Origin of the sequence: Spiroplasma endosymbiont of Lasioglossum malachurum (assembly GCF_964020065.1) — a bacterium.
Taxonomy (GTDB): domain Bacteria; phylum Bacillota_I; class Bacilli_A; order Mycoplasmatales; family VBWQ01; genus Spiroplasma_E.
The window spans coordinates 530,994-549,921 of sequence record NZ_OZ026534.1 but is presented as its reverse complement, the minus strand read 5'-3'; the positions used below and the strand labels follow the sequence as shown (position 1 = coordinate 549,921).

General features: G+C 23.0%; 15 protein-coding genes and 1 pseudogene. 5 read left to right on the top strand and 11 right to left on the bottom strand.

All coding sequences use genetic code 4. The features are described from left to right. Positions 1-140 precede the first annotated feature (140 nt). The 7 genes and pseudogenes from AACK95_RS03090 to AACK95_RS03060 all read right to left on the bottom strand — a co-directional run bounded on the left by AACK95_RS03090 (position 141) and on the right by AACK95_RS03060 (position 8,384). Positions 141-371 (bottom strand): hypothetical protein, encoded by a 231-nt coding sequence (locus AACK95_RS03090; RefSeq protein ID WP_338959629.1) that lies wholly within the window; start codon positions 369-371, stop codon positions 141-143. A gap of 151 nt (positions 372-522) precedes the next feature. Then, positions 523-2,100: a hypothetical protein gene (locus tag AACK95_RS03085; protein ID WP_338980771.1), complete on the bottom strand. Its 1,578-nt coding sequence runs from the start codon at positions 2,098-2,100 to the stop codon at positions 523-525. A gap of 155 nt (positions 2,101-2,255) precedes the next feature. Continuing rightward, on the bottom strand, positions 2,256-3,206 hold the full coding sequence (locus AACK95_RS03080; protein ID WP_338980769.1) for an IS30 family transposase: 951 nt from the start codon (positions 3,204-3,206) through the stop codon (positions 2,256-2,258). A gap of 76 nt (positions 3,207-3,282) precedes the next feature. Continuing rightward, positions 3,283-4,517, bottom strand: a pseudogene (locus AACK95_RS03075) (IS256 family transposase). A gap of 219 nt (positions 4,518-4,736) precedes the next feature. Beyond that, positions 4,737-4,862: a hypothetical protein gene (locus AACK95_RS03070; protein ID WP_338959655.1), complete on the bottom strand. Its 126-nt coding sequence runs from the start codon at positions 4,860-4,862 to the stop codon at positions 4,737-4,739. A gap of 315 nt (positions 4,863-5,177) precedes the next feature. Further along, on the bottom strand, positions 5,178-7,112 hold the full coding sequence (locus AACK95_RS03065; protein ID WP_338980767.1) for a hypothetical protein: 1,935 nt from the start codon (positions 7,110-7,112) through the stop codon (positions 5,178-5,180). A 435-nt stretch (positions 7,113-7,547) separates the two neighbouring features. Next, positions 7,548-8,384, bottom strand: coding sequence for an IS30 family transposase (locus AACK95_RS03060; protein WP_338980987.1), 837 nt, complete (start codon positions 8,382-8,384; stop codon positions 7,548-7,550). A 410-nt stretch (positions 8,385-8,794) separates the two neighbouring features. Between AACK95_RS03060 and AACK95_RS03055 the strand changes: the two genes are divergently transcribed. The 4 genes from AACK95_RS03055 to AACK95_RS03040 all read left to right on the top strand — a co-directional run bounded on the left by AACK95_RS03055 (position 8,795) and on the right by AACK95_RS03040 (position 11,712). After that, positions 8,795-9,145, top strand: coding sequence for an LMBR1 domain-containing protein (locus tag AACK95_RS03055; RefSeq protein WP_338980765.1), 351 nt, complete (start codon positions 8,795-8,797; stop codon positions 9,143-9,145). Positions 9,146-9,396: 251 nt separating this feature from the next. After that, complete coding sequence (locus AACK95_RS03050; protein ID WP_338980763.1) at positions 9,397-9,522, top strand: hypothetical protein; 126 nt, start codon at positions 9,397-9,399, stop codon at positions 9,520-9,522. Between the two features lie 138 nt (positions 9,523-9,660). Further along, positions 9,661-10,899 carry an IS256 family transposase gene (locus AACK95_RS03045; protein WP_338980985.1) on the top strand — a complete coding sequence of 413 codons (1,239 nt, stop codon included), beginning with the start codon at positions 9,661-9,663 and terminating at the stop codon, positions 10,897-10,899. Positions 10,900-11,022: 123 nt separating this feature from the next. Further along, entirely contained in the window at positions 11,023-11,712 is a 690-nt protein-coding gene (locus tag AACK95_RS03040) for an ABC transporter permease (protein WP_338980761.1), read from the top strand. Between the two features lie 56 nt (positions 11,713-11,768). On the opposite strand, the gene AACK95_RS03035 is transcribed toward AACK95_RS03040, so the two are convergent. The 3 genes from AACK95_RS03035 to AACK95_RS03025 form a co-directional block, all read right to left on the bottom strand. Beyond that, positions 11,769-13,220: a hypothetical protein gene (locus AACK95_RS03035; protein ID WP_338980759.1), complete on the bottom strand. Its 1,452-nt coding sequence runs from the start codon at positions 13,218-13,220 to the stop codon at positions 11,769-11,771. A 43-nt stretch (positions 13,221-13,263) separates the two neighbouring features. Continuing rightward, entirely contained in the window at positions 13,264-14,175 is a 912-nt protein-coding gene (holA, locus tag AACK95_RS03030; protein WP_338980758.1) for a DNA polymerase III subunit delta, read from the bottom strand. 362 nt (positions 14,176-14,537) lie between these two features. Then, on the bottom strand, positions 14,538-14,891 hold the full coding sequence (locus AACK95_RS03025) for a hypothetical protein (RefSeq protein WP_338980756.1): 354 nt from the start codon (positions 14,889-14,891) through the stop codon (positions 14,538-14,540). Between the two features lie 365 nt (positions 14,892-15,256). Between AACK95_RS03025 and AACK95_RS03020 the strand changes: the two genes are divergently transcribed. Further along, positions 15,257-15,949, top strand: a complete 693-nt coding sequence (locus AACK95_RS03020) for an IS30 family transposase (protein ID WP_338980983.1) — start codon at positions 15,257-15,259, stop codon at positions 15,947-15,949. Between the two features lie 252 nt (positions 15,950-16,201). Here AACK95_RS03020 and AACK95_RS03015 read toward each other — a convergent pair whose 3' ends face one another. Next, positions 16,202-18,829 carry a valine--tRNA ligase gene (locus AACK95_RS03015; RefSeq protein ID WP_338980754.1) on the bottom strand — a complete coding sequence of 876 codons (2,628 nt, stop codon included), beginning with the start codon at positions 18,827-18,829 and terminating at the stop codon, positions 16,202-16,204. Positions 18,830-18,928: the final 99 nt, after the last annotated feature.

Here is an 18,928-nt window from a genome sequence, read left to right as displayed (position 1 = left end):
ATTTGATTATAACATAAGGTAAAACTCAAATTAACAAGTTTTAACTATCATCTTTAATTTCTAAAATATAAAATTTCTTTTTTCTTTTATCATGAAACTAAATTAAAAACTACTTAATTAATTAAGTAGTTTTTAATTATTTATAAAATAATACATTTTGCAACTTTAGTAGTAGCATTATTATCTATGTTTACTAAAGGTTTATCATTTATTATGTTCTTATTTTTATTACTTTCTTCGAATGTAGCAGCAACTTTTCCTCGTCTTTCTCTTTCTTTTTCTTTTCCAAAACTATTATTTACTTCATCTAATTTTTTTGCAAGTGAATCTTTATCTTTTGTACTTCATTTTTCATATGGTTCTCATGGCATATTTTTTTACTTCCTTTATTATTTTTTGAATATTTTTTTCTACCCTTTAAATACTCAGTAAAATTATATATTTTTTATAAATGTAAATATAAAAAATATATAATTTTACTCTTTTTAACAAAACTATTAAAATTATTTTTAAAACAATATTTTATATTGAATAACTTCGTTGTTTTGTTACTGGACTAATTGGGGGTTGTATATCAGAAGAATTAACTATAACACTTAAATCAAAATTTTTAGCAACAGGATTAGTAACTGTTGGTTTTGCTTTATCTGGATTTTCTCACGTTATTTTATTACTTAATAGTTTATTTATTTTTTGCTTTTTCCTATTATCTAATTCTTGTTTTAAAATATTAAATTGTCTTTCTAATTGAGTTTCTACTTTATCACTTGTCAAGTCTCTAATTATTGTTTTAAATTCTTTTTTATCTTTTTCAATTTTTTCTTGATTTTTAAACATTTTATTATAAATTCATGAATCAACTTTTTTTATTGCAGTTGAAACTGTTGTTGCAGCAGTTTTAATAAATAAGCCAAGCGTAATTGAAATTAAACCAACTATAAGTTTGTCTTTTAATTCTGTTGCAATTTCCCTCCTTACAAAGGGTAAACAAGAAATCAATATTGGAACACCAACAGAAAGTACTGAAATAACACCCCACATTGTGAATTCCGCTATAGATGGTTTTTCTTTACATTCTGTTTGTTCTTTTATAAACTCTTTGATTGGTATTCTATCAAAATTATTATTATTATTTATTAATAAAAGATCATTTTTGTATTGACTTAAATTTTTATATTGTTTTGTTTGCGTTAATATTTGTATATTGTCATTATCAAAGTTGTGAAAAAACATTATTTTTTCTGAAATTGATTGATTATTATGTATAAAAGTTGTTATATAATAACAATTATTATTTATTGTCAAAATTTCTTCATATATTTGTTTAACTTTTTTACCATTTTCAATTTTTTCTTGTTTAATTTCGTTTTCTAATTTTAATATTTTATTTTCATATTTTAATTCTTTTTGTAGAATGTTAATTTTATTAAGTTTAATTTTTAGTTTTTTTATTTTTTTTCTATTTTTTGTTAATATTTTGGTTTTGTTCTTTTCATCATTATTTAAAAATTGTTTAATATCATTTTTTAATTCATTTTGGATATTGCTATTTATCTTTTGATATTCATTTAATTGTTCTTTTCTTTGTTTTAATTTCCTTAACCTAGTTGTTTTTTCTTTAATTTCATGTTCATATTTGGCTAATTCTCTTTTTCTTTTCTTTAACGTTTTTTTACCAAATAATTGACCACTAACTATTGCATTTTTAATTTTTTCTAAATTTTCCTTTGCTTTTTTTAATTCAAATTCAATTTTTAAAGTTTCATCATTATTTTCTTTTTGTAAATTTAATATTCTGTGTGCTCTTGCTTCTTCAATTATTATTTTCTTTGCTATTTGTTTATCAAGATCTAAAATTGTTACAGAATTATATCTATACTTTTGTGATCCATTTTCAATTATTTTAGTTTGTGATATTTGACTTGAATTAAAAGAACTAGTAAATTCAGTATTATTTATATTTTTTTTATTTTTTTCAAATCTTATTGTTAAGCCCCCATGTCTTGCTTTTATAGCAATTTCTGACTTATTTAAAATATCATTTATTCTTTGTTGTTTAATGATTTGATGAAATGTTTGCAAATTTGTTTTATCAGCCATTCTTTTTTCTCCTTTTTTTAAACAAAAACCCATTTACTTTAATTTAAAGTAATGGGTGATATAAACTCAATAATAATTATATGTTATCAAATTTTGTCTTTTTTACAACAAATTTCCATAGTTCAAAAAATGCTAAATTGTAAAGGTAAGTGCAACTAAATTATTTTTCTATCCAAATATTCGATTGGTGAAAGATAATTTAATATTTTTCTCGGTCTTTGATTTAAAGACAATATAAATTTATGAACTTCATTTTTATTAGTTTTTGAAAAAATAAATTTTTTAGGAAATTTTTCTCTAATTAAACCATTAGTATTTTTATTAGTACCTCTTTGTCAAGGTGAATATGGATTGGCAAAATAAATTTTTACATCTAAATTTTTTTCAAGTTGTTGTCAATTTGAAAATTCTTTGCCACGATCAAAAGTAATAGTTTTAACAATGTTTTTAGGAAGAATTGATAAATAATAACTGACATTTTTATTAATAACTTTAGTAGTTCTGTTTTTAACTAATATTGCTAAAGTAAATCGTGATACTCTTTCAACTAAAGTTATTAAACATGATTTGCTTTTGCTTCTTGATGATACTATAGTATCTCCTTCTCAATGACCAAGTGTTATACGATCATTAACATTTATATCTCGTTCTTTAATTGATTTACCATTAAACTTGCCACGATTTTCTTTAGATTTTTGTTTTTTACCTTTTCTTCTTAAATTTTTACTAGTAACTTTATCAAGCATTCCAAAATAAATTCAAGTATAAATTGTTTTAAAACTAATAACTCACTCTTTATGAAAATTTTTAATTCTGCCATAAATTTGTTCAGGTGATCAACCTAATAGTAATTTTTGTTGTACATATTTTACTAAATTCTTATTTTTAAACTTATGAAAACTAATATGTGATTGTTTTCGATTTTCAGCTTTATTTTGTGTAATTAATGAAAAATAATGATTATTATCTTTATTTCTATTAATTTCTCGAATAATAGTACTAATACTTCGATTAAGATTTTTAGCTATTTCACTAATTTTAAATTTAAATTTCAATTGATTCTCAATATAAATCCTTTCATCTATGCCAAGATGTTTATAACTCATATAAAAACTCCTTACTTTTTTCTAAACTAAATTTAGCATTATGAAATTTTTATATGAGAATTTTTTGCAATTTTATTTATTTGCACTTACAAGTATAATTCAGCATAAAATGAGCAATTGCTGTATTTCAATTTTGAATGGGCATTGTTCATTTTTTTGTTATATTTTCAATTGCTAAGTAAAATATTTTGAAAACTGCCATATCATTTGGAAAAACTTTTTTATTTCTGATGACTTTTCGTAGTTGACTATTAACAGATTCAATAGAATTTGTAGTATAAATCACTCTTTTGATTTCTGGAGGATAACTAATAAAAATCATTAAATTATCTCAATTTTTATATCAAGATTTAGCAATTTGAGGATAGTGTTTATTTCATTTACTTTCAAATGATTCTAAAGCTTGCATTGCTTGTTCTTCACTACATGTATTATAAATTGGCTTTAAATCTGTAACTAGTGATTTTCGATGTTTGTATGAAACATATTTTAAACTATTTCTGATTTGATGAACTATACATAATTGATGTTCAGTTTTAGGATAAACTGATTGTATTGCTTCTGACATGCCTGTTAAGTTGTCACTACAAGCAATAAGAATATCATTTAAGCCACGATTTTTCATTTCTGTGAAATTTGCTAATCAAAATTTAGCGCCTTCATTTTCACTAATTCATAAACCTAAAACATCTTTTTTACCTTCTAAATCAACACCTAAAGCTATATAAACTGATTTGTTAATAATGCGTTTATCTTGTCGTACTTTAACTACTATACAATCAAAATAAACAATGGGATAAATGCCTTCTAATGGTCTATTTTGTCATGCTTTGACATCATCAATCACATCATCAGTAATTTGTGACTAATAACACTTTCACTAATATCAGCACCATGATATAACTCTTGTAACTGCATTCTAATATCTGATAATGTCATACCTTTTGCATATAAGGAAAGAACTTGTTGATCAAAACCATCAAATCTTCTCTGTCTTTTTGGCACTATTACAGGAGTAAAATTACTATTACGATCTCGTGGTACATCAATCTCAATTTTACCTTGTTGAGTTATTAATTTTTTTGAACTTATACCATTACGAGAATTGTCACTATTACTATGTTGATTTTTTTCATATCCTAAATAATTTTGCATCTCAGAATTCAACATTTTTTCAACTAAACGTTTTGTTAATTCTTTATATAAACCCCCTTCTTTAAAAACTGTTGTTAAATCTTCAGTATTTTCTAATAATAAATCTACTGCTTTTGATATTGGATCATTATTATTAAAGTTATCTTTTTTAGCCATCTGTAACTCACTCTTTCTAGTCATTTAATTATATTTACTAGAATTAATTAAACATAGTTATTTTTGTAAGTTACACAGATTACTAAACATTACCATCATTTCTGATAACTTTTTATTAAATAAATTAAATATAAAACTTATATAATTACTTCAATTATGTTAATTTACTATAACTTGTATTGGATTTATTATTATCATTATACTTTTTTCTAAACATGGTTAAGACAATAAATTTTTATGTTCTAATTCTTCTCTTTTAAGTTGTTCTAAATAATTAGATACTTGTCTTTGATTATCACTTATATTTTTGATACAAGTTTCTAAATTACTTTTAATAATAGCCATTTTTTGTTCAATTAAACTTATCTCTACATTTAATATATTTATTTCTTACCCTCTATTCATCATTTTTTTCCTTTCAATCTAAACTCATTTATTTTAAAATAAAAACTATATTAAGTTTATAATAATTATAAATTAATAATTTTTAATTTTAATTTTTAAACTTACTTTGTATATCCTTTTTTAGTTATTTACTTAATTTATATAAAAAGATATTAAAAATGAGAGTATTATCTCTCATTTATCTTTTTAATAAAAATTAATATTTCAAAATTATATGATTAACAGTAAAACTATATAAATATAATCTGTTAAATTCTAACTAAAGGTTACACCTTGCAAGTTAATATTCCATACTCGATCACGGAAACATTTAACTGTATCAATGCTTCAATTAATGCTTACATAAACATTTTCTTCATCATGTCAAATATGAATATAACCATGTAATTCAAGAAAGGCTCCTCAAAATCCACCATCATAATAATAACTAAGCTCAAATATATTTTTGTTTCTATCATTATTAATATCATTAGTATTAATACTTAATTGCGAACCTTTTAATTTTTGATCAGTATAAGTATTACAATAAAGACTAAAATACGAATTATCACAAAAACTTAATTTACTAAACTTATTAGAAAAACTATCTCAATCTGGTGCATAATTTGTTCAATTAGATAATAGAGTAATATCAGGGCTGGTTCAAGTACTTTTTAATGAACCAACACTATTAGTTTCACTATAATTATAATTTAGTTGATCATTATTAATAATACTACTATCAATAGTAAAATCAGCAACTATCTTCCCTTTATAAATAGTTTCATCACCACTAATAGTTACTTGTTGATTAGTAATATCATCTTCACTAAATTTAATTGCATCTAACTTTACATTTGGATTACTTTTACTAATCGCAGTTTTAATTTCTTCAATATTTGGTTTTGATAATCCATTAGTTTTAATTGTTCCTAAATTTAAATTTTTAAAAACATCACTTAAAAGTTCTGTTTTATCACAATCATAAGTAACAACAATACTATCATTGCTATAAAATTTACCATCACCATTAATAACTGCACTATTATCAGTAATTTTATCAACTATAATTTTGCTTACATCAAGATTATAGTTAGCGGTTTTAAGTGCTGAAATTAATTGTCCTTTACTTGGTTTGTTTTGTCCAGGAATATTAAAAGTTGGTAATTTATTATTTAAAACACTATTGAAATCAATAAGTAAATTATCAATTACTACATTAGGACCAGTGTATACATATTGATTAATAGATTTAATAGTAACACTATTATTTTGCAACGTTACTTGAATAGCATTCATATTTAAGCTTGAATATTGTTTTTTCAATGCACTATTAACATCTTCTAAAGTTATTACTTTTCCTATAATAGCAATTTTATCTAATCCCTTATTAATAACGTCTTTAAGAGCAATTCTAATATCAAGATTTAAACTTAGTATTACTTTACCAGTATATTTTTTTTGATTTGTACTAGTAATAGTGGCACTATTAGTAGAAGTAATTTCTATTGCAATAAAAGAAGTATCTAACTTTTCTTGGTAAGTATCACGTAATGCTCTCATTACATCATTATTTGATGGTATATCATGACCACTAGTCTTAACCGTTAAATCTTTTTTATTAATAATAGTACTTAAATCAACACTATCATTAGTACTAAATGTAACTGTTACCTTACCAGTATAAAGAGGAATAATATCATCACCCGTAATACCTGTAATAGTTGCTTCTTTATTAGAAATAACGTCAATTTTAAGGCGATCCATTTCTAAATTAGAATATTTTTCTTGAATACGACTGTAAACAGCTTCCACAGTAGGTTTTTGACCACTAGTACTAAAATTACCAATGGATGCTCCATCAACAATTATTGTTCTAATATCAATAGTTTGGATTTGATAAGTAATTTTAATTTTATCTTGATTATAAAAAATACCATCACCAACAACAAAAGCATAATTAGTGGTTTTATTAATAATTTTAATATTATCAGTATGAAGTTCATGATTTAAAATAAATAGTTGTGATTTTAATTCATAATCTGTAGGTATTGTTCCTCGATGTTCCTCTGGTACAATTTTTAAATCTGTTTGTGTTAAATCTTTTTTTAAATCTTTTTTGAATATAGTTAGATTATTACATGCCGTTGTACTAGCAGTGACTGCACTTGATAATAATAATGCACCCATAAATGATAATGGTTTTTTCATATATATACCTCATTTAAATATTGTAAAAAATTAATAATTATTTTAAAGTGATTATATCATAATTTAAAAAAAATTAAATTCTAGATTTTTAAATAATTTTATTAAAAAATAGCTTGTTATATATTTTACATTTTTAATGTATGTACTTTTAATGAAGGAGTTGAAATCGAAATATTTTGTACATCTTTATTAATTTTTTTAATAACAAAATTTGATATTTTATTATCATTTTCTAAGTTTTTCTTTACAAAAAATTGTTTTTTATAACATTCAAAATACTGTTCTTTTCAATATTTAACTATTTCTTTTTCTTTTTTATAAAGTTTAATAGAAAATTTATATCAAAATTTATTGATTGATAATTCTAACTCAAGATTATTAACTAAGAATTCATTATTTATATTTTTACTTGCTAAATTGTAAAGGTAAGTGCAACTAAATTATTTTTCTATCCAAATATTCGATTGGTGAAAGATAATTTAATATTTTTCTCGGTCTTTGATTTAAAGACAATATAAATTTATGAACTTCATTTTTATTAGTTTTTGAAAAAATAAATTTTTTAGGAAATTTTTCTCTAATTAAACCATTAGTATTTTCATTAGTACCTCTTTGTCAAGGTGAATATGGATTGGCAAAATAAATTTTTACATCTAAATTTTTTTCAAGTTGTTGTCAATTTGAAAATTCTTTGCCACGATCAAAAGTAATAGTTTTAACAATGTTTTTAGGAAGAATTGATAAATAATAACTGACATTTTTATTAATAACTTTAGTAGTTCTGTTTTTAACTAATATTGCTAAAGTAAATCGTGATACTCTTTCAACTAAAGTTATTAAACATGATTTGCTTTTGCCTCTTGATGATACTATAGTATCTCCTTCTCAATGACCAAGTGTTATACGATCATTAACATTTATATCTCGTTCTTTAATTGATTTACCATTAAACTTGCCACGATTTTCTTTAGATTTTCGTTTTTTACCTTTTCTTCTTAAATTTTTACTAGTAACTTTATCAAGCATTCCAAAATAAATTCAAGTATAAATTGTTTTAAAACTAATAACTCACTCTTTATGAAAATTTTTAATTCTGCCATAAATTTGTTCAGGTGATCAACCTAATAGTAATTTTTGTTGTACATATTTTACTAAATTCTTATTTTTAAACTTATGAAAACTAATATGTGATTGTTTTCGATTTTCAGCTTTATTTTGTGCAATTAATGAAAAATAATGATTATTATCTTTATTTCTATTAATTTCTCGAATAATAGTACTAATACTTCGATTAAGATTTTTAGCTATTTCACTCTAATTTTAAATTTAAATTTCAATTGATTCTCAATATAAATCCTTTCATCTATGCCAAGATGTTTATAACTCATATAAAAACTCCTTACTTTTTTCTAAACTAAATTTAGCATTATGAAATTTTTATATGAGAATTTTTTGCAATTTTATTTACTTGCACTTACAAGTATAATTCAGCAAATATAAAAACTAATAATAAAAATGAGTATAGAAATTATGAATAAATGTAAGTATTGTAATAAAAGAATTTGATTAATTAATTATTGATGTATGAATTGTTTAGAAATAATAGTTATGAATTTAAATAAAAATAAGGAGAAAAAATAAAATGAATATATATATCATGAATTTTAAAATTTATAGCTTTTTTGGGATGTATTGTAATAAGTACAACATTAGGTTTAATTCCAACAGCTATTATTATGGGAATTACTGCAATTAAACCAATAGCAATTGCTGTTTCAATTGGAATAGGTTTTATTGCAATTCCATGAAATAATATAAGAAATAAAATAGTAGATTGAGTTTTTAAAAGAAAAGAAAATAAATTTATTAAAAAGAATTATTTAAAAGTTGAAAGAAAAAGATATGAAAAACAAAAACAAGAAAGAAAATTTGAAAATTTAAATAATCAAATAAAAGAATTAAAACAAACATTAGAATTTCAAAATAAATTATTAGAAATTAATAATAATGAATTACCAAAAATTAATAAATAAAATAAATTAATAACAACATATATTGGTTAGAAGAAAAAAATAATGAATAAATTAAACTTAAATTCTTTTGAGAAGTGAATAGAAGCAAATACTAAATTGTATTGAGATGAAAAAGAAGAAACATTTAAAAATAATGATAATAAAAATCAAAAAGAATAATTAAATGTGGTTATGGTAGAGTTTATGCTCATAAATGTAATAACTTATGTAAACAAAACAAAATAAAAGAGTTAGAAAAGAAAGGTTAAATTATGAATAAAGATAGTTTAAGACAAACAAATTGTGATTATTGTAGAACAGAAATTCATTGTTGACAACATTGTAATTGTCAAGAATTAAAAAAGTTATATAAAAAAGAAAATGGTGAATTTGACTAATGACTAATTATTTACTTTCAATTGACCCAAGTATTAAAAATACTGGTAATGTTTAGTAATCTGTGTAACTTACAAAAATAACTATGTTTAATTAATTCTAGTAAATATAATTAAATGATTAGAAAGAGTGAGTTACAGATGGCTAAAAAAGATAACTTTAATAATAATGATCCAATATCAAAAGCAGTAGATTTATTATTAGAAAATACTGAAGATTTAACAACAGTTTTTAAAGAAGGGGGTTTATATAAAGAATTAACAAAACGTTTAGTTGAAAAAATGTTGAATTCTGAGATGCAAAATTATTTAGGATATGAAAAAAATCAACATAGTAATAGTGACAATGCTCGTAATGGTATAAGTTCAAAAAAATTAATAACTCAACAAGGTAAAATTGAGATTGATGTACCACGAGATCGTAATAGTAATTTTATTCCTGTAATAGTGCCAAAAAGACAGAGAAGATTTGATGGTTTTGATCAACAAGTTCTTTCCTTATATGCAAAAGGTATGACATTATCAGATATTAGAATGCAGTTACAAGAGTTATATCATGGTGCTGATATTAGTGAAAGTGTTATTAGTCAAATTACTGATGATGTGATTGATGATGTCAAAGCATGACAAAATAGACCATTAGAAGGCATTTATCCCATTGTTTATTTTGATTGTATAGTAGTTAAAGTACGACAAGATAAACGCATTATTAACAAATCAGTTTATATAGCTTTAGGTGTTGATTTAGAAGGTAAAAAAGATGTTTTAGGTTTATGAATTAGTGAAAATGAAGGCGCTAAATTTTGATTAGCAAATTTCACAGAAATGAAAAATCGTGGCTTAAATGATATTCTTATTGCTTGTAGTGACAACTTAACAGGCATGTCAGAAGCAATACAATCAGTTTATCCTAAAACTGAACATCAATTATGTATAGTTCATCAAATCAGAAATAGTTTAAAATATGTTTCATACAAACATTGAAAATCACTAGTTACAGATTTAAAGCCAATTTATAATGCATGTAGTGAAGAACAAGCAATGCAAGCTTTAGAATCATTTGAAAGTAAATGAAATAAACACTATCCTCAAATTGCTAAATCTTGATATAAAAATTGAGATAATTTAATGATTTTTATTAGTTATCCTCCAGAAATCAAAAGAGTGATTTATACTACAAATTCTATTGAATCTGTTAATAGTCAATTACGAAAAGTCATCAGAAATAAAAAAGTTTTTCCAAATGATATGGCAGTTTTCAAAATATTTTACTTAGCAATTGAAAATATAACAAAAAAATGAACAATGCCCATTCAAAATTGAAATACAGCAATTGCTCATTTTATGATAAAATTTGAAGACAGAATTAATCTGAACTAGTACTTTGCAAAACAAAGATACACAGATTATTAAAAAACCTCTCGACCATTAATAAACTTAATGTTTAAATATTATTATCGAGGATTTTTTGTACCCTTCTTTTTAGTTTTATTTCCAATTCTAATGTTGTTCTTAGAAGGTTTTGCTTTTAAACAAATGGAAGGTGATACTGTAAAAAGTTTACATACTTTAGTTGGTTCAATTTCAATGTTACAACCAATGGCAGTAGGAATTTTCATTATTCCACAAACAATTGTTGAATTTAAAAATAGTGTTTTAATGAAGCGAATTGGAGCAACAAATATTAAACCAATTTTCTTTGTTCTTTCAGTTATGATAATTGGATTTTTCTTTATGATAGCGACATTCTTATGATCTTTATTATGAGTTGGAATTATGTTTGGTGGTACTTATGGGTGAAATAATATAGTAACAGCAAATTTTATTGGAGAATCTATCCCATTTATTATCTTAATTTTCTTTTCATCAATGGGTTTAGGAATGTTATTGGCCTCAATTTTCAAATCAGTAACTGCTTTAGTTGCAGCATCAAATGTAATTTATTTTCCGGTTGCACTTTTAAGTGGGGTATTTTTCCCAGCTGAGTTAATTAATAGTAGTCCCGTTTTAAAATACGCAACTTACTTTAATCCATTTAAATACGCTATGGATCCATTTATTCAAGCTTGAAGTGGAACAAGTTTTACTTTTACAACAACTTATGGAATATATCTAGGAGTTGCGGCTTGGATTGATTGGTATTTACACAATAGTTGCAAGTTCAAAATTACGTTGACAAGCATAAGATATTAAATCTAATAATTAAAAATAATAAAATTAAAAAGGACTTTTAGTCCTTTTTAATTTTATTATTTAAATAAATCACTATTACGTCAAAATTTATGATCTTTTGTATCTTTTTTATTATCATTATCTAAACTATCATCAAAAAGTGATGGATCGATTTCATAGGGTTTACCACTTAAAGCATTATTAATAGCATTTTGATATTCCGAATTGGCTCTCATAATTTTATTACGATCAATTTTTGGATTAAGAATAGCAATAACTAGTATAATAGCAATTGGTAAAATTGCTGATGCTGCTGTAATATATGTTAATATTTGAAAAGCTTTAAAAGTTGCTAATCCTTTTAATCAAGGTAAAGCATTAGGATTAATTTCATCACCTTTATCTAAAAAAGAAATAAATGTTCTTAATAATGAATCATTTGTTGTCATATAAATTAAATTTGAAATTGTATAAATTATTCAAAAAATTAAAATAACTATTAAAAAATATGATGTTCGATATAAATCACGACCTAATTTTGGTGGTTTTAAAATTGAATATAAAAAGCCTCCATTTAAAACTATTGTTGTGATAATAGTGAAAACTATAGTTTTTGATTGTTGTGCAAAATTATAATAAACAGGTAATGTACTATTATTTTTAATTTGAAAAGTACCTGCTATAAAATAAGTTAGTATATAAGTAGCTATTGCTAGCATTGTTGTTAATAAGAAAAAAGCTGATAATATTTTCTTTAAAAGTGGAATATATTTTGGTTTATTCATATACGGGTAAAATTTAGGATTTGTGGCGGGATGTTGCGGTAATACACCTAACTTCGCTAAATTTGCTAAACTATTATTATCAAGATTATTAATATTTAAATTATTACCTAGATTTCCAATGCCACCAATATTAGGATTTGTATCAACATTATTATCAACATTCTGATTATTTGGAGTAACACTTGGCTTAACCTCAGTAGCATCATCACTAAAATTATTTAATGCAGTAATTTGATCATTTAATTCATTAAAAGTATTATTATCAAACTGTCTTATTCGTTCAAAACTTTCTTTTTCCACAGTCTTACAAATATTAGTAATTGTAACTATTAATAAGTTACGCTCTTCAAGAATTTCAATACGATTTTTAGGAGAACTTTTAGTAATACTCAAACTACGATTTACCAAATTAGAAATTAACTGCAAAAATTCTATTGCATACTTTTTATCTTTTAATTCTTTTAGTTCTTTTTCAAGAAAAAATAAATTAGAAATTTGTAATTCTAAAATTTTTAAAAGTTCTTCATTAGCAAAAATAGATTTTCTAACAATTAAATTATTTAAACTGTTATATATAGTACTTGATATTTCATAGTATAATGCAACATTTAAATCTTCTTCTGAGTACACTTTTTCAGTTTTTTTCTTTGTAACTCTTTTTACTTTTGGTTTAACCAATGTAATGTCACTATTTTCTTCTACTAACTTTTTTTCTGTAATATCAGTATTTTTATTACTTTTCATTATATGTATCACCTCTTGAGTTTAAAACATCTATAATTATATACTAAATATTCAAAAAAAATAAATCAATTGCAATATTTTTATTAAACTTTCCTTTTTTGATATTATAATCTAATTCATATAATTTTAACAAAATATTATTAATATTTAAATTAATATTTAAATATTGTTCTAATATTTTTACTTGAAACTTAGAAATATTTAATATATTGGAAATATCTTCATTACTTTTTTTTTGTTTAACTAAAATTTTGATATCTCTAATTAATTCTAATTGATATACAAGAATATTAATCAATTTAATTTTATCATAATTAATAACATTATAATAGTTATATTGTCTTCAAAAATTGTTATAATCTTTTTTTAATATATATTCAACAGTTTTAAAAATATTTGTTTCAAAATATTTAGGAACCACCTCAATAATAATATCTGAAGTTATTTTTTTTCCAATTAATCTTAATTTTGATAACTCATTTAAAATAATACTGACATCATTTGGCAAGTATTCTAAAAGAAAATTAGTTGCTTCTTGAGTAATGTTAATTTTAAAACTATTACAAACTTTATTAATTAATAATAATAATTGTGATTTTGTATAATTTTTAATTTTGATAATATTAAATTGTTGAAATTCTCTACTAATTTTAAAATCAACATTTAAACTTTTAATAATTATCATTGTTTTTTGATTATGATTAAGCAAAGCATTAACAATTTTTTTTTCTTTAATATATTTTTGTCATAAATTACTGCTATCATTAATTACGATTACTTTATTTTCTTCAAATATACTCATAATTTGAATTTCATTAATAATATTAACAATTGTATCCTCTTGTAATTCATATAGATTATAATCATAATTTTCTTTTTTATGATTTTTTTTAATTAATTGTTCAATATTTTTTCTTACTAAATACTCATCTTGACCATGAACAATATAAACCATGTTTCCAACCTCACAAAATTATTAATATATTTTATGTTAATGTTATAATATCATAATGTTTCATATATAATCACACTTTTATTTTTTCCTCAATAATAAACTTTTTTAAGATTATTCAGTGTTTCAATATTTGAAAAATACTTTCGTTTTTGATAATATTCCAAATTTGAACTTTTATCTTATATAGTAATTATTATATCTAATGTTTTAAAACATTATCACTTTTCAACTAAATTATAAAGATCTTCAGCAACCGCTTGATATGCACTAATGTTGTTGGATGAACTTCATATCAAAGAAGAAATAATTATTTAATGTTTCTTTTGTTGAACCATTAACATATGTTGCTGTAACAGCACCATCTAATGCCATATGAGCATAATCAGATTCAATTGCATTTTGAGTAAATTTTTACCTTCTTGTTGAAATATCAGTGCATATTTACTTAATTCTTCTCTTAAACTAAATCTTCTAATAAAATTAGGATAATTAGTTGTATATAAAAATATCTTGTGATTTCAAAGTGTTTTATAAGCATCAGATAATTGTTTTGCTAAAACTTGCGATTTAGTTCCATAATATTTTGGGACAAGACTAAAATCTGGAACATCAGTAGCAACAATATGTTGGATGCCTTTATTAATTAATTCTTGAATTATATCTCCTTCTTTTATAATTGCATTATAAATAATATCAAGTCCTTTACAATTTAGCATTTAAAAATAAAATAACATCACAAAAAATAATGATTGGTGTAAAAAATAATAAATATGCAACAGTTAATAAACTAAAACCATGATTTATTTGTCACTGAATAGGAATAGTGAATAAAAATAAAACAATATTAATCAATAATAATCTAATCCAATAACTATATTTTTTAAATTTATTATTAATGCTGAATTATACTTGTAAGTGCAAGTAAATAAAATTGCAAAAAATTCTCATATAAAAATTTCATAATGCTAAATTTAGTTTAGAAAAAAGTAAGGAGTTTTTATATGAGTTATAAACATCTTGGCATAGATGAAAGGATTTATATTGAGAATCAATTGAAATTTAAATTTAAAATTAGAGTGAAATAGCTAAAAATCTTAATCGAAGTATTAGTACTATTATTCGAGAAATTAATAGAAATAAAGATAATAATCATTATTTTTCATTAATTGCACAAAATAAAGCTGAAAATCGAAAACAATCACATATTAGTTTTCATAAGTTTAAAAATAAGAATTTAGTAAAATATGTACAACAAAAATTACTATTAGGTTGATCACCTGAACAAATTTATGGCAGAATTAAAAATTTTCATAAAGAGTGAGTTATTAGTTTTAAAACAATTTATACTTGAATTTATTTTGGAATGTTTGATAAAGTTACTAGTAAAAATTTAAGAAGAAAAGGTAAAAAACGAAAATCTAAAGAAAATCGTGGCAAGTTTAATGGTAAATCAATTAAAGAACGAGATATAAATGTTAATGATCGTATAACACCTGGTCATTGAGAAGGAGATACTATAGTATCATCAAGAGGCAAAAGCAAATCATGTTTAATAACTTTAGTTGAAAGAGTATCACGATTTACTTTAGCAATATTAGTTAAAAACAGAACTACTAAAGTTATTAATAAAAATGTCAGTTATTATTTATCAATTCTTCCTAAAAACATTGTTAAAACTATTACTTTTGATCGTGGCAAAGAATTTTCAAATTGACAACAACTTGAAAAAAATTTAGATGTAAAAATTTATTTTGCCAATCCATATTCACCTTAACAAAGAGGTACTAATGAAAATACTAATGGTTTAATTAGAGAAAAATTTCCTAAAAAATTTATTTTTTCAAAAACTAATAAAAATGAAATTCATAAATTTATATTATCATTAAATCAAAGACCGAGAAAAATACTAAATTATCTTTCACCAATCGAATATTTGGATAGAAAAATAATTTAGTTGCACTTACCTTTACAATTTAGCAATTGGAAAATAATGAAATTTTTCAACTTGAATTAAAATAAAAGTTTTTTATAATTCTTTAATCTTGGCATTGATTAAAATTTTTTGATTTTGATACTTTTCTAATTTCTGCTTTTCTATTTCAACTTTTGTTGGTGGTGCCTTTGCTAAAAATTGTTGGTTACTTAAAATATCTTTACTACGTTTTATTTCATTTTCAATATAAACTAATTCCTCTTTTAATTTTGCTAATTGTTCTTCTTTATTAAATAAATTTGAAACATTAATTTTTATTACTGCTGAATTAATAATTTTAATTATTTTATTATTAACAGACAACGGACTATCACTAATAGTAACAATTTGACTATTAGTTAATTGTAATAAATAAGGATTTAAAGTATTTTTTTCTAATTCAAAAAAAGAATTAGTCGTATTGATATGAATAGTTAACGGTAATTTTAAAGATAAATTAAGTTCTTTACGAATTTCTCGAATATTACCAATAATTTCAATTAATATTTCAACAAATTGTGTTACATCTTTTGTTTTTTCCATAACTTTAACTTTAGGAAACTTATTTGTTAAAATGCTATTTTTATACCCCATTTCTTCATAGATTGCTTCTGTGATAAAGGGAATAAAGGGATGAACCATAATAATAATTTGTTGTAAAACATAATATAATGTTTGTAGTGAGTTACTTTGTTGCTCTTGATTTTGTAAATTAACTTTATTTAATTCAATATATCAAGAACAATATTTATTTCATATAAAATTTGATAGTGCTTTAACTACTAAAACAAATTCATATTTTTCCATATATTGCTCTACATAAATAATCAATTGATTAAGTTCTTGTAAAATTCATTGATCAATAAATGATAATGAATTATTATAGACAATATTTTCATCCAATTGAAACTTATCATCAATATTCATTAGTACATAACGTGCAGTGTTTCATAACTTATTATTGAAATTTCAAGCTGACTCAACTTTAGTAATACTAAATCTTAAATCTTGACCTGGAGCACAATTGCTAACTAAAAAGTAACGTAAAGCATCCGCACCATACTTTTTAATAACTTCCATTGGATCAATTCCATTATTTAATGATTTTGACATTTTTCTACCTTGTTCATCACGAATTAAACCATGAATTAAAACATTAGTAAATGGTTTTTGATTAGTAAATTTTCAACCCATAAACATCATTCGTGCAACTCAAAAAAATAAAATATCATAAGCAGTAACTAATACTGATATTGGATAATATTTTTGCAAATCAACATTTTTTTGTGGTCAACCCAAGGTTACAAAAGGTCATAAACCGCTAGAAAATCATGTATCTAATACGTCTGATTCTTGAATATAATCATTAATTGGTGATGGTGGGTTAGTATCAACATAAATTTTCTTAGTTTTTTTATGATATCAAACTGGAAGCGAATGACCTCATCACAATTGACGAGAAATACATCAATCTTGAATATTATTTAATCACTGCAAAAGTTGTTGTTCAAATAATATTGGATGAAAATCAATCTTTATTTTCTTATTTTTTTGTTTATCAATAATCATTTCAACTAATGGTTTCATTTTTATGAATCATTGTTGTGATAAATATGGTTCAATAATAGCGTTACTTCTTTCTGAATAACCAACTTGATGAAGATGGTCTTCAACCTTTACAACTAAACCTTCTTTTCTTAATTGTTCAACTAATTGTTTACGACATACCATTCGATCTTGATTAATATATGATTGTGCTAATTCATTCATAGTTCCATCAACATTCATACAAATAGGCATTGCTAAATTGTGACGTAATGCAATTTCATAGTCATTAGCATCATGTGCTGGTGTGCATTTCATAGCACCTGTTCCAAAATTCATATCAACATAATCATCAGCAATGACTTTAATTAACATTTTATTAGCCGGATTAACAACCATTTTACCAATAAATTGTAAATAACGTTTATCTTTACTATTTACAACTATACACTGATCAGCAAACATTGTTTCTGGTCTGGTAGTAGCAATAGTAATAAACTCACTACTATTTTCTATAAAATATTTTAAATAATACATTTTTCCTTTTGTTTCATGATAATTTACTTCAATATTAGAAATAGCGGTTTTTAATTCTGGATCTCAATTTACTATCTTTTTTCCTCGATAAACTAAACCTTCTTTATATAACTTTACAAATACTTCATTAACTGCTTGCTTAACATTTTCATCTAAAGTAAATACTTCATGCGAATAATCTAATGCTAAACCAAGTTTTGCTCACTGTTTTCTTATGTTTTGTGCATATTCTGTTTTTCATTTTCATGCTTGTTGTAAAAATTTATCTTTACCTAATTCTTGCAAATTAAGTTTTTGTTCTTCTTTAATACGTTGTGCAACTTTAACTTGCGTGGCAATGCCAGCATGATCCATACCAGGTATAAATAAAGTATTAAATCCTTGTAAACGTTTATAACGAATTAATAAATCTTGGATAGTACTATCTCAAGCATGACCTAAATGTAAAAGTCCGGTTACATTAGGTGGTGGTAAGATAATAGAAAATGTAGGATTAATAGAACTAACATTTGCCTTAAATAATCCAGATTTTACTCATTGTTCATAACGATCCTTTTCAATTTCAATATGATTATATTTTTTGTTTAAATTTCTATTCATTTGTTATACTCCTTTTTAAAATAAAAAAATATTCCACAAATAGGAACGTTTTTTAACGCGGTACCATCCTAATTCATTTACAAAGTAAATGCACTTAAT